The organism is Streptomyces sp. NPDC026575 (genome assembly GCF_055567415.1).
Genome location: NZ_JBVHQM010000020.1, coordinates 1 through 16302, shown reverse-complemented (window position 1 = coordinate 16302; position 16302 = coordinate 1). Strand labels below are relative to the sequence as shown.

Sequence of the window (16302 nt, the reverse complement as noted above, 5' to 3'; positions counted from 1 at the left end):
GCGTATATCTGAAGCCAGGGGCGTATACCTGGACGTAAAGCTCTGGTCCAAGCTCGACAACTCGGAGGACACCAGTGGGACGACTCTTCGGCACGGACGGTGTGCGCGGCGTCGCGAACGCGGACCTGACGGCGGAGCTGGCGCTCGGTCTGTCGGTCGCCGCGGCGCATGTACTCGCCGAAGCGGGCACGTTTGAAGGGCACCGGCCGGTGGCGGTGGTCGGACGCGATCCGCGAGCGTCGGGGGAGTTCCTGGAGGCGGCCGTGGTCGCCGGACTGGCCAGCGCCGGTGTGGACGTACTGCGGGTGGGGGTCCTGCCGACCCCGGCGGTCGCGTATCTGACCGGCTCGCTGGGCGCGGACCTCGGTGTGATGCTCTCCGCGAGCCACAACCCGATGCCCGACAACGGCATCAAGTTCTTCGCCCGCGGCGGCCACAAGCTCGCCGACGAGCTGGAGGACCGGATCGAGCAGACCTACCGCGCGCACAGCTCCGGCGAGCCGTGGGAGCGGCCGACCGGCGCGGGCGTCGGCCGGGTCACCGTCTACGACGAGGGCTTCGACAACTACGTCGCGCACCTGGTCGGCGTGCTGCCCAACCGCCTGGACGGGCTGAAGGTCGTCATCGACGGCGCGCACGGTGCGGCGGCCCGCGTGTCGCCCGAGGCGTTCGCCCGGGCCGGCGCCGAGGTCGTCACCCTCGGCACCGAGCCCGACGGCCTGAACATCAACGACGGCTGCGGCTCCACCCACCTCGCGCAGCTGCGCGCGGCGGTCGTCGAGCACGGCGCCGACCTGGGTGTCGCCCACGACGGCGACGCGGACCGCTGCCTGGCCGTGGACCGCGAGGGCAACGAGATCGACGGCGACCAGATCCTGTCCGTCCTCGCGCTCGGCATGCGCGAGGCCGGGACGCTGCGCAAGAACACCGTCGTCGCCACCGTCATGTCCAACCTGGGCTTCAAGCTGGCCATGGAGCGCGAGGGCATCGACTTCGTGCAGACCGGGGTCGGCGACCGGTACGTGCTGGAGGAGATGAAGGCGCACGGCTTCGCGCTGGGCGGCGAGCAGTCCGGGCACGTCATCGTGCTCGACCACGCCACCACCGGCGACGGCACGCTGACCGGTCTGATGCTGGCGGCCCGGGTCGCCGCCACCGGCCGTTCGCTGGGGGAGCTGGCGGGCGTCATGGAGCGGCTGCCGCAGATCCTCATCAACGTCCCCGACGTCGACAAGTCGCGGGTGGCCAGCTCGCCGGAGCTGACCGCGGCGGTCGCCGAGGCGGAGCGGGAGCTCGGGGCCACCGGCCGGGTGCTGCTGCGGCCGTCCGGTACGGAGCCGCTGGTCCGCGTCATGGTGGAGGCGGCCGACATCGAGCAGGCGCGGGCCGTGGCGGAGCGGCTGGCCGACGCGGTGAAGTCGGCGCTGGGCTAGGGAGCGTCCCCAGGGGGTGTCCGTACGGGCGTCCCCTTAAGGGCTCTCCCGATCCGTGAGGTGTTTTCGGACGCGGCCCGTCGCCGGCATCGCCGGCGACGGGCCGCGCTCTTGTCGTGCCGGCCTCAGAGCTTGCGCAGCGACAGCCGCTGCACCTTGTGGTCGGGTCCCTTGCGCAGCACCAGGTTCGCCCGGCCGCGGGTCGGGGCGACGTTCTGCAGCAGATTGGGCTTGTTGATGGTGCGCCACATCATGCGGGCGTAGTCGAGGGCCTCCTCCTCGGAGACCTGGGTGTACTTGCGGAAGTACGAGAACGGGTTCTGGAAGGCGGTCGCGCGCAGCTTGCGGAAGCGGCCGAGGTACCACTGCTCGATGTCCTCGGTGCGGGCGTCGACGTAGACGGAGAAGTCGAAGAAGTCGGCGAGACCCAGGCGGGTGCGGCCGTCCTTGCCGGGCAGCGCCGGCTGCAGGACGTTCAGGCCCTCGACGATGAGGATGTCGGGGCGGTGCACGGTCAGCCGCTCGCCGGGCACGATGTCGTAGATCAGGTGGGAGTAGACCGGGGCGGTGACCTCGGCCTTGCCGGACTTCACATCCGCCACGAAGCGGGTCAGGGCGCGGCGGTCGTAGGACTCGGGGAATCCCTTACGGGACATCAGACCGCGCCGGTGCAGCTCGGCGTTGGGGAAGAGGAAACCGTCGGTGGTGATCAGCTCGACGCGCGGATGCTCGGGCCAGCGGGCCAGCAGCGCCTGCAGGAGCCGGGCGGTGGTGGACTTGCCGACGGCGACGCTGCCGGCCACTCCTATGACGAACGGGGTGCCGGGCTGCGCGCCCTGGCCGCCTCCCGCGTCGCCGAGGAAGGTGTTCAGCGCGCCGCGCAGATTGCTCGTCGCGCCGACGTAGAGGTTGAGCAGACGGGAGAGCGGAAGGTAGACGTCACGCACCTCGTCGAGGTCGATGACGTCGCCCAGACCTCGCAGCCGCTCGACCTCGTCGGCCGTCAGGGGCAGGGGGGTCTTCTCCCTCAGGGCGCTCCACTGAGCGCGCGTCAGATCGACGTACGGCGAGCGCTCGGCGCGGCGTCGTTGCTGCGGATCGGTCGTCAGGGGCACGCGCCCATTGTGCGCAGCCGACACACGCCGTTCATCTCGGGGTGGCCGACCGGGGCGTCGGGGCGGTCTTGTGGCAGTCGGGGCGGGCTTGGGTGCTTCGCTGCCTGGGTGTCTGTACCCGAGGGATTTTGCCCGGTACGGTCGGCACCGGGGTGCGGCCCGGCTCGTGGGCCGCGGACGAGACAGGGGGCGCGGGTGCGAGCGCGTAAGGCCGGTCTGCTGGGACAGCGGACCTGGGGGAGGAACACGCGGACGGCCGGGGACGAATGGGCGGACCCCGCCTCGGACGGCTTCGCCGCGCGGGTGTTCGCCGAATTGGCCGAGGACCTCCCGGACGAGGACCTGGGCGAGGATCTGGGCGACTTCCTGGAGCGCTACGAGCCCTCCAGCGGCCCGGGAGCGGACGCGGAGGCCGACGAGGAGTTCCTGGAGACGGTGCGCGAGGCGCAGCACCGGATAGAGCGCGGCTATTGATCGGTGGGCGTCGTAGGCTGCCTCCATGTGCGGAATCGTGGGATATGTGGGCGGGCAGAGCGCCCTTGACGTCGTACTGGCCGGGTTGAAGCGGCTGGAGTATCGCGGCTATGACTCCGCGGGGGTCGCCGTACTGGCCGATGGCGGGCTGGCGGCGGCCAAGAAGGCGGGCAAACTCGCCAACCTGGAGAAGGAGCTGGCGGACCGTCCGCTGCCGACCGGGTCGACCGGGATCGGACACACCCGGTGGGCGACCCACGGCGGGCCCACCGACGCGAACGCGCATCCGCATCTGGACAACGCGGGGCGGGTTTCGGTCGTCCACAACGGCATCATCGAGAACTTCGCCGGGCTGCGCACCGAACTGACCGATCGCGGGCACGAGTTGGCGTCCGAGACGGACACCGAGGTCGTCGCCCATCTGCTGGCCGAGACCTACTCGTCGTGCGGTGAGCTGGCGGAGGCGATGCGGCAGGTGTGCCGGCTGCTGGAGGGCGCGTTCACGCTGGTCGCGGTGCACGCGGACGAGCCGGACGTGGTGGTCGGGGCGCGGCGGAACTCGCCGCTGGTGGTGGGCGTCGGGGACGGCGAGGCGTTCCTGGCCTCGGACGTCGCGGCGTTCATCGCGCATACCCGCCAGGCGATCGAGCTGGGCCAGGACCAGGTCGTGGAGCTGCGCCGGGACGCGGTGACGGTCACCGACTTCGACGGCGCGCCCGCGGAGGTCCGCGAGTACCACGTCGACTGGGACGCGTCGGCCGCCGAGAAGGGCGGCTACGACTACTTCATGCTCAAGGAGATCGCCGAGCAGCCCAAGGCCGTCGCGGACACCCTGCTGGGGCGGGTCGACGCCTCGGGCGTGCTGTCGCTGGACGAGGTGCGGATCCCGCCGGAGGTGCTGCGCGAGGTCGACAAGGTCGTCATCGTGGCGTGCGGGACGGCGTACCACGCGGGGATGATCGCCAAGTACGCGATCGAGCACTGGACGCGGATCCCGTGCGAGACGGAGCTGGCCAGCGAGTTCCGCTACCGCGATCCGATCCTGGACCGGCGCACGCTGGTGATCGCGATCAGCCAGTCCGGCGAGACGATGGACACCCTGATGGCGCTGCGGCACGCGCGCGAGCAGGGCGCGAAGGTGCTGGCCATCTGCAACACCAACGGGTCGACCATTCCGCGGGAGTCGGACGCGGTGCTCTACACGCACGCCGGGCCCGAGGTCGCGGTGGCGTCGACGAAGGCGTTCCTGACGCAGCTGGTGGCCTGCTATCTGGTGGCGCTGTTCGTGGCGCAGGTACGGGGCACGAAGTGGGGCGACGAGGTCCGCGACGTGGTGCGCGAACTGGCCGCCATCGGCACCCAGGTCGAGCAGGTGCTCGCCACGATGGAGCCGGTACGGGAGCTGGCGCGCGGCCTCGCCGACAAGAACACGGTGCTCTTCCTGGGCCGGCACGTGGGCTATCCGGTGGCGCTGGAGGGCGCGCTGAAGCTCAAGGAGCTGGCGTATATGCACGCCGAGGGCTTCGCGGCCGGTGAGCTCAAGCACGGGCCGATCGCGCTGATCGAGGACGATCTGCCGGTCGTCGTCGTGGTGCCGTCGCCGCGCGGGCGGTCGGTGCTGCACGACAAGATCGTGTCGAACATCCAGGAGATCCGGGCCCGCGGGGCGCGCACGATCGTGATCGCGGAGGAGGGGGACGAGACGGTCGTGCCGTACGCGGACCACCTCGTGCGGATTCCGCGTACGCCGGTGCTGCTGCAGCCGCTGGTGTCCACCATCCCGCTCCAGGTCTTCGCCTGCGAACTGGCCACCGCCCGCGGCAACGAGGTCGACCAGCCGCGCAACCTCGCCAAGTCGGTGACGGTGGAGTGATCATCGGGGTGGGGATCGACGTCGCCGAGATCGACCGCTTCGGGGCGGCGCTGGACCGTACGCCGGAGCTGGCGCACCGGCTGTTCATCGAGTCGGAGCTGATGCTGCCGAGCGGCGAGCGGCGCGGTATCGCCTCCTTGGCGGCACGGTTCGCCGCCAAGGAGGCGGTCGCCAAGGCCCTCGGCGCGCCGGCCGGGCTGCACTGGACCGACGCCGAGGTGTACGTCGAGGACAGCGGGCGGCCCCGGCTGCGGGTGCGGGGCACGGTCGAGGCGTGCGCACAGGAGTTGGGAGTGCGCTCGTGGCACGTCTCGCTCAGCCATGACGCGGGGGTTGCTTCCGCCGTCGTGATCGCCGAGGGGTGAGACTGGCGCCATGAGGACTGCCTACAGCGTTGTGACCGTGCGGGCCGCCGAGCAGGAGCTGATGGCCCGATTGCCCGAAGGCGCCCTGATGCAGCGGGCGGCGGCCGGACTGGCCGTCGCCTGCGGGGACTTGCTGGGGCGGGTGTACGGCAGCCGGGTGGTGCTGCTGGTGGGCAGCGGGGACAACGGCGGGGACGCGCTGTACGCCGGTGCCCGGCTGGCGCGGCGCGGGGCCGGAGTGGTCGCGGTGCTGCTGACGCCCGAACGGGCGCACCAGGGCGGGCTCGCCGCGCTGCGCCGCGCCGGGGGACGGGTCTCGGACGATGCGCTGCGGGACATCGCCTGGGCCGATCTGGTCGTCGACGGGATCGTGGGGATCGGCGGCCGCGGCGGGCTGCGCCCCGAGGCGGCCCGACTGGCGCGGGCGGCACGGGAGTCGGCCCTGGTCCTGGCGGTCGATCTGCCCAGCGGGGTGGACGCGGACAGCGGTGAGGTGGGCGGGGAGGCCGTACGGGCCGATGCGACGGTGACGTTCGGCGCGTACAAGCCGGGGCTGCTGATCGATCCGGCGCGGGAGCGCGCGGGGGCGCTGCGGCTGGTCGACATCGGGCTCACGCCGCCCGAGGACGCCGAGGTCGAGGCGCTGCAGCACGCGGACGTGGCGGAGCTGCTGCCGCGCCCGGTGGCGGAGAGCGACAAGTACCGGCGGGGCGTGGTGGGGGTGGTCGCCGGGTCGGCGCGCTATCCGGGGGCGGCGGTGCTGGCGGTGGCCGGTGCGCTGCGCGGCGGCGCCGGCGCGGTGCGGTACGTCGGGCCGGCCAGGGACGCGGTGCTGGCGCGGTTCCCGGAGACGCTGGTGCACGCCGGGCCGCCGGACAAGGCCGGCCGGGTGCAGTCGTGGGTGATCGGGCCGGGCATCGGGGACGAGTCGGAGGCGCTGGAGGACGTGCTGGCGTCGGACGTGCCGGTGCTGGTGGACGCCGACGGGCTGCGGCTGCTGACGCCGGAGCGGATCCGGCGGCGCACGGCCGAGACGCTGCTGACGCCGCACGCCGGGGAGGCGGCGGCGCTGCTCGGCCGCGGTCGCGAGGAGATCGAGGCGGCGCGGCTGGCGTCGGTGCGCGAACTGGCGGCGCGCTATGCCGCCACGGTGCTGCTCAAGGGCTCCACGACGCTGGTCGCGGCGGCCGCCGGGCCGGTACGGGTCAACCCCACGGGCACCGGTTGGCTGGCCACCGCCGGGAGCGGGGACGTGCTGTCGGGGCTGACCGGGGCGCTGCTGGCCGCGGGGCTCACGGCACATGACGCGGGGTCGGTCGGCGCGTATCTGCACGGCCTCGCAGCGCGCCGGGCCGCCGGGCCGGACGGTGCGCCGATCACGTCCATGGAGGTCGCGGACCATCTGGGCGCCGCCTGGCGGGATGTGACGGCCTGACAGCCCGCCGGGGCGGCGTTAGGCCCTGTGGGGGGAATGGCGCGGGCACCAGGGCGAACCTGGCGCCGCGGGGGCCGTCCGGCGGCCCGGGCGCGGCATCGTGAAGGCATGAAACGCACCTTGGTGGCGCTGCTGGCCTGCGCCTCGCTGCCCGCTCTGGCCGGATCACCCGCGGTGGCCGTGGCGCCGTCGCCCGCGCACGCCCCGCAGCGGGCCGAACGGCACCACACGCCCGACCCGGTGCGGGCGGCACAGGCGCCGGACGCGCCGGTCGAGGAGCCGCTGCACCTGGAGGACGTACCGCGGTCCGAGACGGAGCGGGGCGCCAGGGCGGCGAGTTGCAGCGGGTCCACCGGGCCCTTCCAGCGGCAGGCCGAGCGCTATCTGCGGCGGGCCGTCGACGGGCTGCAGAGCGAGGCGGACTGCCGGGCGATCCGGCGCTTCCAGCGGGCGCACCGCATCGCCCCGGCGAGCGGCTTCGCGGGGCCGGTGACCGGCGCCATGCTGCAGCTGATGCGGGCCAGGAAGGACCCCAACCGGGACGGGCACTGCCCCGAGCGCCGCGAGCGGACCGTGTGCGTCGACCTGGACCGGCAGCTGCTGTGGGTGCAGCAGGGCCGGCGGGTGGTCTTCGAGCCGGTGGCGATCCGATCCGGCCAGCCGACGAACGAGACCCGTACCGGTACATACCGCATCTACCTACGGAAAAGGGCCCACACCTCGAACCTCTACCACACGCCCATGCCGTTCGCGCAGTTCTTCGACCGCGGGGAGGCGCTGCACGGTGTCTACGACGACATCTACCAGGGGCTCGGCTCGCACGGCTGCGTCAACCTCGGGTGGCGGGACGCGAGCCGGCTGTGGGCAGTGCTCAGGCACGGCGATGTGGTGCACGTCTGGGGCCGCAGGCCCAGCGGGTGAGAGCGGTTTCGCGCCGGTCCCCACGGGTGCCGCGGCGTCGCCTGCGACACTGAGGGGGATGAACGAGACAGCGAAGCGCGCCCGTGCCGTCGTCGACCTCGCCGCCGTGCGGTCGAACGTCCAGGCACTGCGGGCATGCGCACCCCGGGCAGAGCTGATGGCCGTGGTCAAGTCCGACGGCTACGGACATGGAGCGGTGCGCTGCGGGCGCGCCGCCCGTGAGGCCGGTGCGGGCTGGCTGGGCACGGCGCTGCCCGAGGAGGCGTTCGCGCTGCGCGCGGCCGGCGACACCGGGCGGCTGCTGTGCTGGCTGTGGACGCCGGGCGGTCCCTGGCGCAAGGCCGTGGAGCAGGACATCGACGTCTCGGTGAGCGGGCTGTGGGCGCTGCGCGAGGTGACCGCCGCGGCCCGCGCCTGCGGCCGCACCGCCCGGATCCAGCTCAAGGCCGACACGGGCCTGGGCCGCAACGGCTGCCAGCCCGCCGACTGGCCGGAGCTGACCGCCGCGGCCCGCGCCGCCGAGGCCGAGGGCGCGGTGTCCGTCACCGGCGTCTGGTCGCACTTCGCGTGTGCCGACGAGCCCGGCCACCCCTCGATCGCCGTCCAGCTCGCCGCCTTCCAGGACGCGCTGAAGACCGCCGAGGCGGCCGGGCTGCGCCCCGAGGTGCGGCATCTCTCCAACACCCCGGCGACGCTGACGCTGCCGGAGGCGCACTTCGACCTGGTCCGCGCCGGCATCGGTGTCTACGGCATCTCGCCCAGCCCGGAGCTGGGCAGCTCACGGGACTTCGGGCTGCGGCCCGCGATGACCCTGGAGGCCGCGCTGGCGTCGGTCAAGCGGGTCCCTGGCGGCCACGGCGTGTCGTACGGCTACGCGTACACCACGCCCGGCGAGACCACCCTCGCGCTGGTCCCGCTCGGCTACGCCGACGGCGTCCCGCGGCACGCCTCCGGCACCGGCCCGGTGCTGGTCGCCGGCAAGTGGCGGACGGTCGCCGGGCGGATCGCGATGGACCAGTTCGTGGTCGACCTGGGCGGCGACAGTGCCGCGGCGGGCGATCGGGCCGTGCTCTTCGGCCCCGGAGACCGCGGCGAGCCGACCGCCGAGGACTGGGCCCGCGCGGCCGGAACCATCGGCTATGAAATCGTCACACGGATCGGAACCCGGGTGCCGCGCGTCTATGTGGACAGCGGCATAGGGAACGGAGCAGCACCAGCCGAAGAAGCCGAGGGAGATACCGCGCTCACGGGGGGTACCGCATGACCGAGGGCAAGGAGGCCGCCGCGCAGGCGGTCGAGACGGCCGCCGAGGTGGCGGTCGAGGCAGCCAACAACTGGGCCAGGGCCGGCCGGCACGCGGGCCTGGCCGGCGCCGCGATCGGCGTGGTCGCGGCGGGCGCCGCGGCCGGTGTGGCGATAGAGCGGATGACGGTCGGCCGCGGTATGCGCCGCCGCGCCCGGCTCGCGCTGGACGCCGCCGGCCCGTACGGCACGCTGCGCGGCACGCCGGGCGCGGCGATCGCCGAGGACGGCACCGAGCTGTACTACGAGGTCGACGAGCCGGGCGCGGAGTCCGGCCGGCCGGACAAGGACGAGCGGCCGGGCAAGGGCGCCGCCAGGAGCGGCCGGGGCGCCCCGCACGACCGGTCCGCCAAGCCCGCCCGCGGCAAGGAGGCGCGTGCCGCGCAGGAGGCCCAGAGCGGCCTGCGCAAGCGGCTGACGGCGGCGCTGGGGCGGCGCTCGGCGGCCCCCACGGTCGTCTTCAGCCATGGCTACTGCCTCAGCCAGGACTCCTGGCACTTCCAGCGCGCCGCGCTGCGCGGCACGGTGCGCACCGTCCACTGGGACCAGCGCAGCCACGGCCGCTCGGCGCGCGGGCACGGCCAGATCGACGGCACGGAAGAGGTCACCATCGACCTGCTGGGCCGGGATCTGAAGGCGGTGCTGGACGCCGCGGTGCCCGAGGGGCCGATCGTGCTGGTCGGGCACTCCATGGGCGGGATGACCGTGATGGCGCTGGCCGACCAGTTCCCCGAGTACGTCGCGGAGCGGGTGGTCGGGGTGGCCCTGATCGGCACGTCCGCGGGGCGGCTCAGCGAGGTCAGCTACGGGCTGCCGTCGATGGGCATGAAGGCCTTCCACTGGCTGGCGCCGGGCGTGCTCAAGGCGCTGGGCTGGCAGCACGAGTTCGTCGAGCGCGGGCGGCGGGCCACCGCCGATCTGTTCGCCGGGCTGATCAAGCGGTACTCGTTCGGGTCGCCCGAGCAGGTGGACCCGGGCATCGCGCGGTTCGGCGAGCGGCTGATCGAGGCGACCCCGATCGATGTGGTCGCCGAGTTCTTCCCGGCGTTCGCGGTGCATGACAAGACCGAGGCGCTGGTGGCGTACGACGCGGTGCCCGCGCTGGTGCTCGCCGGGGAGAACGACCTGATCACCCCCGCCGACCACAGTCGGACGATCGCCGAGATGCTGCCCGACGCGAAGCTGGTGTGCGTCCCCGGCGCCGGGCATCTGGTGATGCTGGAGCGGCCCGAGCTGGTCAACGAGCACCTGGTGTCGCTGGTGGAGCGGGCGAGCGCGGCGGCCCGCAGCTCACGGCACGCACGGGCCTGAGGTCCGGGGGCGCGCAGCGCGCCGCCGTACGGCGGCGCCGTTGAGCGGTGGTGGCCGGGAGAGGGGGACGGCGGGTGCCGCCGCGCGCGGCGTCGTTGAGGGGTGGTGGCCGGGTGGCGGGGGACGGCGGGTGCCGCCGCGCAGCGGCGCCGTTGAGGGGTGGTGGCCGGGAGAGGGGCAGGCCGTACCATTTGCGGCATGAGCTCCACCGGCGCGATCGCCCATGTAACCGTCAAGTCCCCCGATCAGATGCAGGAGTTGGGTCGCAGACTGGCCCCCCTGCTGGGCCCCGGCGACCTGGTGCTGCTCACCGGTGAGCTGGGTGCCGGCAAGACCACGCTGACCCGCGGCCTGGGCGAGGGCCTGGGCGTGCGCGGCGCCGTGACCTCGCCCACCTTCGTCATCGCCCGGGTGCACCCCTCGCTGACCGACGGCCCCGCGCTGGTGCACGTCGACGCCTACCGCCTCGGCGGCGGGCTGGACGAGATGGAGGACCTGGACCTCGACGTCTCGCTGCCGGAGTCGGTGGTGGTCGTGGAGTGGGGCGAGGGCAAGGTCGAGGAGCTGTCCGACGACCGGCTGCACGTCGTCATCGGCCGCGCGGTGGGCGCCGACGCGCCCCACCCGGAGGACGAGGTCGACGATGTGCGCGAGGTGACGGTCACCGGACTCGGCCCACGGTGGTCGGGCACGGAGCTGGACGGCCTGCTCGTACCGTAGTTTCCGACAAGCCGTCGGCAAGATGTTGCGCAGCCGGTATCGCGCGTGGTGACATGGGTGGAGACCCCAGTTAGGTCTGCCTAAGTAGCGAGCCTAGCTTCTGTCGCTTGCCCCAGGAGCCCCGGGAGGCGTCCATGTCCGCCCACCAGCACGATGCGCGCGAGACGCCGACGATGAATGAGCTGCTGGCGGCGTGTGCCGCTGCCAGCGCCGTATCCACGCCCCCCGACGCCCCCGAGGAGGCCCGCGCGCCCCGCAAGGGCAAGCCCGCGGACGAGCCCGCGGAGGGCGAGGAGACGCCCCCGTCCACCCGGGGGCGCGACGCGGCGTAGCCCGTATGGGCCAATAAGGAGCCGGCCCGAGGGCGCGCGGTCAGGCGACCACGACGACCTTGGTGCCCTGCAGTGCGAAGTCCCACATCGCCTTGCCGTCCTCCCGCGACTCACGGATCCCGCCGGTCCGCTTCTGCGAGCCCGGGTCGGGCCGGGAGCCGTCGACCGCCGCGCTGAAGCCGATGGTGACGGCGTCGACCGTGGTGAACCGCACGACGTGCTCGATCGCGATCCCGTCCGAGCCCGTGACGCTCACCGAGCGTGAGCCCACCGTGTACGTGCCCAGCGGCGGGTGCACCGTGCTCGGCGCCACCGTGAACGTACGCAGCGCACCGCCCTTGGCGCCGACCAGCCAGACCCGCTTGCCGCCCAGTGAGTAGACGACCCGCTGGCCCTTGCCGGAGGCGGCGGGGACCGGGACCGGGGCCGGCGTCCCGGCCTTCTTGCCGGGCCGGTCCGAGTGGCCCTTGGAGGCGCTGTGGCCGTCCTTGCGGGCCGGGGTGAGGCTGTCCGGAGCGGACGCCGCGGCCTGATAGCCGAGGAAACCGACCACGACGACGGCAGCCGTGGTCAGTGCGGTGACGATCGTGCTGCTCTTAGCGGGCACCGCTGTGCCACCTTTCCGTCCGTTCCCCTGCTTCGGGGGCGACGGTAGCAGGGGACGGGGCACCGCCGGCCGCGCCGTAGGCTTGAGGGCGTGCTGCTGCTAGCTCTTGACACCGCCACCCCCGCCGTCACCGTCGCGCTGCATGACGGGACGGACGTCCTCGCCGAGTCCCGCGATGTGGACGCGCGCCGGCACGGCGAGCTGCTGCTGCCCGCCGTCGACCGGGTGCTGGGCGCGGCCGGCCGCAAGCTCGACGAGGTCAGCGCCATCGTGGTCGGCGTGGGCCCCGGGCCCTACACCGGTCTGCGGGTCGGTCTGGTGACCGCCGCCACGTTCGGGGCGGCGCTCGACGTGCCCGTCCACGGCCTGTGCACGCTGGACGGCCTCGCCTACGCCTCCGGGCTCGCCGAGCCCTTCGTCGTGGCCACCGACGCCCGCCGCAAGGAGGTCTACTGGGCCCGCTACGCGGACGCCCGTACGCGCCTGACCGAACCGGCCGTCGACCGCCCCGCCGACATCGCCGACCAGGTGGCCGACGTCCCGGCCGTGGGCGCCGGCGCGGTGCTCTACGACGGCGTCTTCACCGGTCTGCGGCGCGAGGCGCCCGAGCACCAGTCCGCCGCGGCGCTCGCCGCGCTGGCCGCGGAGAGGCTGGCCGCGGGCCAGGAGCTGCTGCCGCCGCGGCCGCTGTACCTGCGCCGCCCGGACGCCCAGGTGCCGGCCAACTACAAGGTGGTCACCCCGAAGTGACGGCCGGCCCCTCGCCCGACCACCGCCCCCCAGTGGCGCCACCGCGCGGCGGCACCCCCCCATCCGCTGCGCTGCGCGAGATGCGCTGGTGGGACATAGCGCCGGTGCTGGAACTGGAGCGCGAGCTCTTCCCCGAGGACGCCTGGTCGGCCGGCATGTTCTGGTCGGAGCTGTCGCACGCCCGCGGGTCGTTCGCCACCCGCCGCTACCTCGTCGCCGAACTGGAGGTGTCGCCGCGCAGCGGCGCCGATGAGGGGGTCGGGGTCTCCCGCCGGATCGTGGGCTACGCCGGGCTGGCCGCCATCGACGGCACCGGCGACGTGCAGACCATCGCCACCGCCCGCGACCAGTGGGGCAGCGGCCTCGGCGCCCGGCTGCTGACCGAACTCCTCGGCGCCGCGACGGACTTCGAGTGCCATGAGGTGCTGCTGGAGGTGCGGGTCGACAACCTCCGCGCCCAGCGCCTCTACGAGCGCTTCGGCTTCGAGCCGATCGGCTTCCGCCGCGGCTACTACCAGCCCGGCAACGTCGACGCGCTCGTGATGCGCCGTACCACCCAGACCTCCTCCGAAGCACCCTCCGTACAAGGAACTTGAGAATCATGGCTGACTCACGCGGCGGACCGCTCGTCCTCGGCATCGAGACCTCCTGCGACGAGACCGGTGTCGGCATCGTCCGCGGCCACACCCTGCTGGCCGACGCGGTCGCCTCCAGCGTCGACGAGCACGCGCGCTTCGGCGGAGTGGTGCCGGAGGTGGCCTCCCGGGCCCATCTGGAGGCGATGGTCCCCACCATCCAGCGGGCGCTGAAGGAGGCCGGGGTCGCCGCGAGCGATCTGGACGGCATCGCGGTCACCGCCGGACCGGGCCTGGCCGGTGCCCTGCTGGTCGGCGTCTCGGCCGCCAAGGCGTACGCCTACGCGCTCGGCAAGCCGCTCTACGGCGTCAACCACCTCGCCTCGCACATCTGCGTCGACCAGCTCGAACACGGCCCGCTGCCGGAGCCCACGATGGCCCTGCTGGTCTCCGGCGGCCACTCCTCCCTCCTGCTGGCCCCCGACATCACCTCCGACGTACGGCCGCTGGGCTCGACGATCGACGACGCGGCGGGCGAGGCATTCGACAAGGTCGCACGGGTGCTGAACCTCGGCTTCCCGGGCGGCCCGGTCATCGACCGCTACGCCCGCGAGGGCGACCCCGAGGCGATCCGCTTCCCGCGCGGTCTGACCGGCCCCCGCGACCCGATCTACGACTTCTCTTTCTCCGGCCTGAAGACGGCGGTGGCCCGCTGGATCGAGGCCAAGCGGGCGGCCGGCGAGGAGGTCCCGGTGGCGGACGTCTCGGCGTCCTTCCAGGAGGCGGTGGTCGACGTCCTGACCCGCAAGGCCGTCCGGGCCTGCAAGGACAACGGCGTGGACCACCTGATGATCGGCGGCGGGGTCGCGGCCAACTCCCGGCTGCGGGCGATGGCCCAGCGCCGCTGCGAGGACGCCGGCATCACCCTGCGGGTGCCGCGGCCCAAGCTGTGCACCGACAACGGCGCGATGGTCGCGGCCCTGGGCGCGGAGATGGTGGCGCGCGGGCGCGCGGCCTCGCACTGGGACCTGTCCGCGGACTCCTCGCTCCCGGTCACCGAACCGCATGTGCCGGGGCAGCCGGCCGAGGACGCCCACGGTCACAGCCATGATCACGTCCACGAGACGAGCAGGCAGAACCTCTACCCGTGAACATCTTCTGAGGATCGGTGACAAGGTCCGCCTCCCCCGGACCCGCGCCCGCCCCGAGGTCTTACCCTGGAGCGGCACCGGGCGCGCGCGTGGGGAGGCGGCAGGCTGTGGACTGGTTCTGGTGGGTCTTCATCTTCTTCATGGCGGGTGGCTTCGCGAAGGTCGCCGACACCGCCCGTACGGCGCTGCGCACCCGCCACGAGCGCAAGATGGAGCGCCTGGAGACCGCGCGTACGGAACGTCAGGAGCTGGCGGCCGCCCAGAAGCCGCCGGAGCCGGTGTGCGGCTGCACCCACCACCTCGCCAAGCACGACAAGAAGGGCAAGTGCCATGAGCGGGTGGAGGTCGCGGTGGCCTGGGACGCCGACCACAAGCCGGTCCAGTACGAGGCCGGCCAGTGCACCTGCCAGCAGTACGTGGGCCCGCAGCCGCTCTCCCAGATCTACGCCGAGGACCTCACCGACCTGGCGTGAGTGACGCCCCGGGCGCGTCCGCCGGGTGCCCCAGCAGCATGGTGGGGGCGCCGGCTACCCGGGTGAGGAAGATCGTGCAGGAGTTGCCGCCGCCGCCCAGCTTCAGCTTCCTGCGCAGTTCCTCGGGCTCGACCGCCGAGCCGCGCTTCTTGATCACCGCGGTGCCGACGCCCCGCTCGCGCAGCAGCGCCTTGAGCTTCTTGACGTTGAACGGCAGTACGTCGGTGAGCGCATAGGCGGTCGCGTACGGGGTGGCCGTCAGTCGGTCCGCGGTGATGTACGCGATCGTCGGGTCGATCAGCCGCCCGCCGACCTGCTGGGCGACATCGGCCACGAGGTGGGCGCGGATGACCGCGCCGTCCGGCTCGTAGAGCCAGTCCCCGACCGGGCCCGGCTCGGGGTCCGGCAGGCCGGCGCCCAGCAGCGAGTCGCCGTCCGGCAGCAGGGTGGCCCGGCGGCCGCCGGGCGCCGGAGCGGGGCCGCCGCCGGGGGATCGGGCGAACCACAGCACGGCCTCCTTCACCTCGCCCCCGTCGGAGATCCACTCGGTCTCGGCGTCCTCGGGAAGCGCCTCGTGCGGCACTCCCGGCGCGATCTTCAGCGCCGCGAACGGGGCGGTACGGGCCGCCTGGACGGCCCAGGACAGCGGCGGCGAGTACGCCTCCGGATCGAAGATCCGCCCACCCGTCGCCCGGCCGCCACCCCGCACCTTGCCGCGCCGCGCCGGATCCACGAACACCGCGTCGTATCCGGCGGTGTCCACCTCCGCCACCTCCGCGCAGCGCACCTCGATCAGCTCCGCGAGCCCCAGCGCCTCGGCGTTCGCCCGCGCCGCCGCGCAGGCCAGCGGGTCGCGGTCGACGGCCAGTACCCGGATCCCGGCGCGGGCCAGCGCGATCGCGTCGCCGCCGATGCCGCAGCACAGGTCGGCCAGCGAACGCACGCCCAGCGCGGCGAGCCGTCGCGCACGGTGTGCCGCCACCGTGGCGCGGGTGGACTGCTCCACCCCGTTGGGCGTGAAGTACATCCGCCCCGCGTCGGCCCCGAACTTCGCCGCGGCCCGCTGCCGGAGCCGCGCCTGTCCGAGCGCGGCGGAGACCAGCGGGGCCGGGTGGTCCCGGCGCAACCGGGTAGCCGCCGTGAGCTCGTCGGCGGGGTCGTGGTCCCGCAACTCGTCGAGGAGGGACTGCCCCTCCGGGGCGAGGAGGGAGACGAAGGTGTCGAGGTCGTTCACGGGGCCATTGTCTCTCGGGGTTCCGCTGCGCTTGGGCTTGCTTCCCACGTTTCGCTGCGCTTTGCCCGCCTCCCACGTTTTCGGCTTTCCCGCCGTGGTGGTTGTTCGCCGTTGCGCCTGGCGGCGGGCGTGTGTTTGTCGGGTGCGGTGACAGCCCTACGGACTCCGTCCTACGGTCTGTCCCCTCCCGTGGGTGGATGGTGAAGAGGCCGGTGGGGGCGGGCCTGATTC

At 73.5% G+C, this 16302-nt stretch carries 17 protein-coding genes; 14 read left to right on the top strand and 3 right to left on the bottom strand.

Annotated elements, in window-relative coordinates:
* The first annotated feature begins 74 nt into the window (after nucleotides 1–74).
* Nucleotides 75–1433, top strand: a complete 1359-nt coding sequence (gene glmM / locus ACZ4NB_RS25980) for a phosphoglucosamine mutase (protein ID WP_467665234.1) — start codon at nucleotides 75–77, stop codon at nucleotides 1431–1433.
* A gap of 125 nt (nucleotides 1434–1558) precedes the next feature.
* Here the strand turns inward: glmM and coaA are convergent, their stop codons facing one another.
* Entirely contained in the window at nucleotides 1559–2548 is a 990-nt protein-coding gene (gene coaA / locus ACZ4NB_RS25975) for a type I pantothenate kinase (RefSeq protein WP_467665232.1), read from the bottom strand.
* A gap of 195 nt (nucleotides 2549–2743) precedes the next feature.
* Between coaA and ACZ4NB_RS25970 the strand changes: the two genes are divergently transcribed.
* The 9 genes from ACZ4NB_RS25970 (at nucleotide 2744) to ACZ4NB_RS25930 (ending at nucleotide 11281) form a co-directional block, all read left to right on the top strand.
* The gene (locus ACZ4NB_RS25970; RefSeq protein ID WP_467665230.1) at nucleotides 2744–3022 is read left to right on the top strand and encodes a hypothetical protein; all 279 of its coding nucleotides are present in this window, start codon (nucleotides 2744–2746) and stop codon (nucleotides 3020–3022) included.
* A 25-nt stretch (nucleotides 3023–3047) separates the two neighbouring features.
* On the top strand, nucleotides 3048–4895 hold the full coding sequence (glmS, locus tag ACZ4NB_RS25965) for a glutamine--fructose-6-phosphate transaminase (isomerizing) (protein WP_467665228.1): 1848 nt from the start codon (nucleotides 3048–3050) through the stop codon (nucleotides 4893–4895).
* Nucleotides 4892–5260, top strand: a complete 369-nt coding sequence (locus ACZ4NB_RS25960) for a holo-ACP synthase (protein ID WP_467665226.1) — start codon at nucleotides 4892–4894, stop codon at nucleotides 5258–5260. The genes glmS and ACZ4NB_RS25960 overlap by 4 nt, the downstream gene beginning before the upstream one ends.
* A gap of 10 nt (nucleotides 5261–5270) precedes the next feature.
* Nucleotides 5271–6695 carry an NAD(P)H-hydrate dehydratase gene (locus ACZ4NB_RS25955; protein ID WP_467665224.1) on the top strand — a complete coding sequence of 475 codons (1425 nt, stop codon included), beginning with the start codon at nucleotides 5271–5273 and terminating at the stop codon, nucleotides 6693–6695.
* 108 nt (nucleotides 6696–6803) lie between these two features.
* A complete protein-coding gene (locus ACZ4NB_RS25950) occupies nucleotides 6804–7616 on the top strand; it encodes a L,D-transpeptidase family protein (protein ID WP_467665222.1) in 813 nt (270 codons plus the stop codon).
* Nucleotides 7617–7674: 58 nt separating this feature from the next.
* A complete protein-coding gene (gene alr / locus ACZ4NB_RS25945) occupies nucleotides 7675–8880 on the top strand; it encodes an alanine racemase (RefSeq protein WP_467665220.1) in 1206 nt (401 codons plus the stop codon).
* On the top strand, nucleotides 8877–10229 hold the full coding sequence (locus ACZ4NB_RS25940; protein ID WP_467665218.1) for an alpha/beta fold hydrolase: 1353 nt from the start codon (nucleotides 8877–8879) through the stop codon (nucleotides 10227–10229). The genes alr and ACZ4NB_RS25940 overlap by 4 nt, the downstream gene beginning before the upstream one ends.
* A 198-nt stretch (nucleotides 10230–10427) precedes the next feature.
* Nucleotides 10428–10949 (top strand): tRNA (adenosine(37)-N6)-threonylcarbamoyltransferase complex ATPase subunit type 1 TsaE, encoded by a 522-nt coding sequence (gene tsaE, locus ACZ4NB_RS25935; protein ID WP_467665216.1) that lies wholly within the window; start codon nucleotides 10428–10430, stop codon nucleotides 10947–10949.
* Between the two features lie 134 nt (nucleotides 10950–11083).
* Nucleotides 11084–11281, top strand: a complete 198-nt coding sequence (locus ACZ4NB_RS25930) for a hypothetical protein (RefSeq protein ID WP_467665214.1) — start codon at nucleotides 11084–11086, stop codon at nucleotides 11279–11281.
* Between the two features lie 40 nt (nucleotides 11282–11321).
* Here ACZ4NB_RS25930 and ACZ4NB_RS25925 read toward each other — a convergent pair whose 3' ends face one another.
* Nucleotides 11322–11888: a hypothetical protein gene (locus tag ACZ4NB_RS25925; protein WP_467665212.1), complete on the bottom strand. Its 567-nt coding sequence runs from the start codon at nucleotides 11886–11888 to the stop codon at nucleotides 11322–11324.
* Between the two features lie 90 nt (nucleotides 11889–11978).
* On the opposite strand from ACZ4NB_RS25925, the gene tsaB reads away from it, so the two are divergent.
* From tsaB to ACZ4NB_RS25905, 4 genes are all read left to right on the top strand, one after another.
* Complete coding sequence (gene tsaB / locus ACZ4NB_RS25920) at nucleotides 11979–12638, top strand: tRNA (adenosine(37)-N6)-threonylcarbamoyltransferase complex dimerization subunit type 1 TsaB (protein WP_467665210.1); 660 nt, start codon at nucleotides 11979–11981, stop codon at nucleotides 12636–12638.
* An 80-nt stretch (nucleotides 12639–12718) separates the two neighbouring features.
* Nucleotides 12719–13234: a GNAT family N-acetyltransferase gene (locus ACZ4NB_RS25915; RefSeq protein WP_467665208.1), complete on the top strand. Its 516-nt coding sequence runs from the start codon at nucleotides 12719–12721 to the stop codon at nucleotides 13232–13234.
* Nucleotides 13235–13239: 5 nt separating this feature from the next.
* Nucleotides 13240–14364, top strand: coding sequence for a tRNA (adenosine(37)-N6)-threonylcarbamoyltransferase complex transferase subunit TsaD (gene tsaD, locus ACZ4NB_RS25910; protein ID WP_467665206.1), 1125 nt, complete (start codon nucleotides 13240–13242; stop codon nucleotides 14362–14364).
* 107 nt (nucleotides 14365–14471) lie between these two features.
* Complete coding sequence (locus ACZ4NB_RS25905; RefSeq protein WP_467665204.1) at nucleotides 14472–14837, top strand: hypothetical protein; 366 nt, start codon at nucleotides 14472–14474, stop codon at nucleotides 14835–14837.
* Here the strand turns inward: ACZ4NB_RS25905 and ACZ4NB_RS25900 are convergent.
* A complete protein-coding gene (locus ACZ4NB_RS25900) occupies nucleotides 14821–16071 on the bottom strand; it encodes a class I SAM-dependent methyltransferase (protein WP_467665202.1) in 1251 nt (416 codons plus the stop codon). The genes ACZ4NB_RS25905 and ACZ4NB_RS25900 overlap by 17 nt on opposite strands.
* Nucleotides 16072–16302 lie beyond the last annotated feature (231 nt).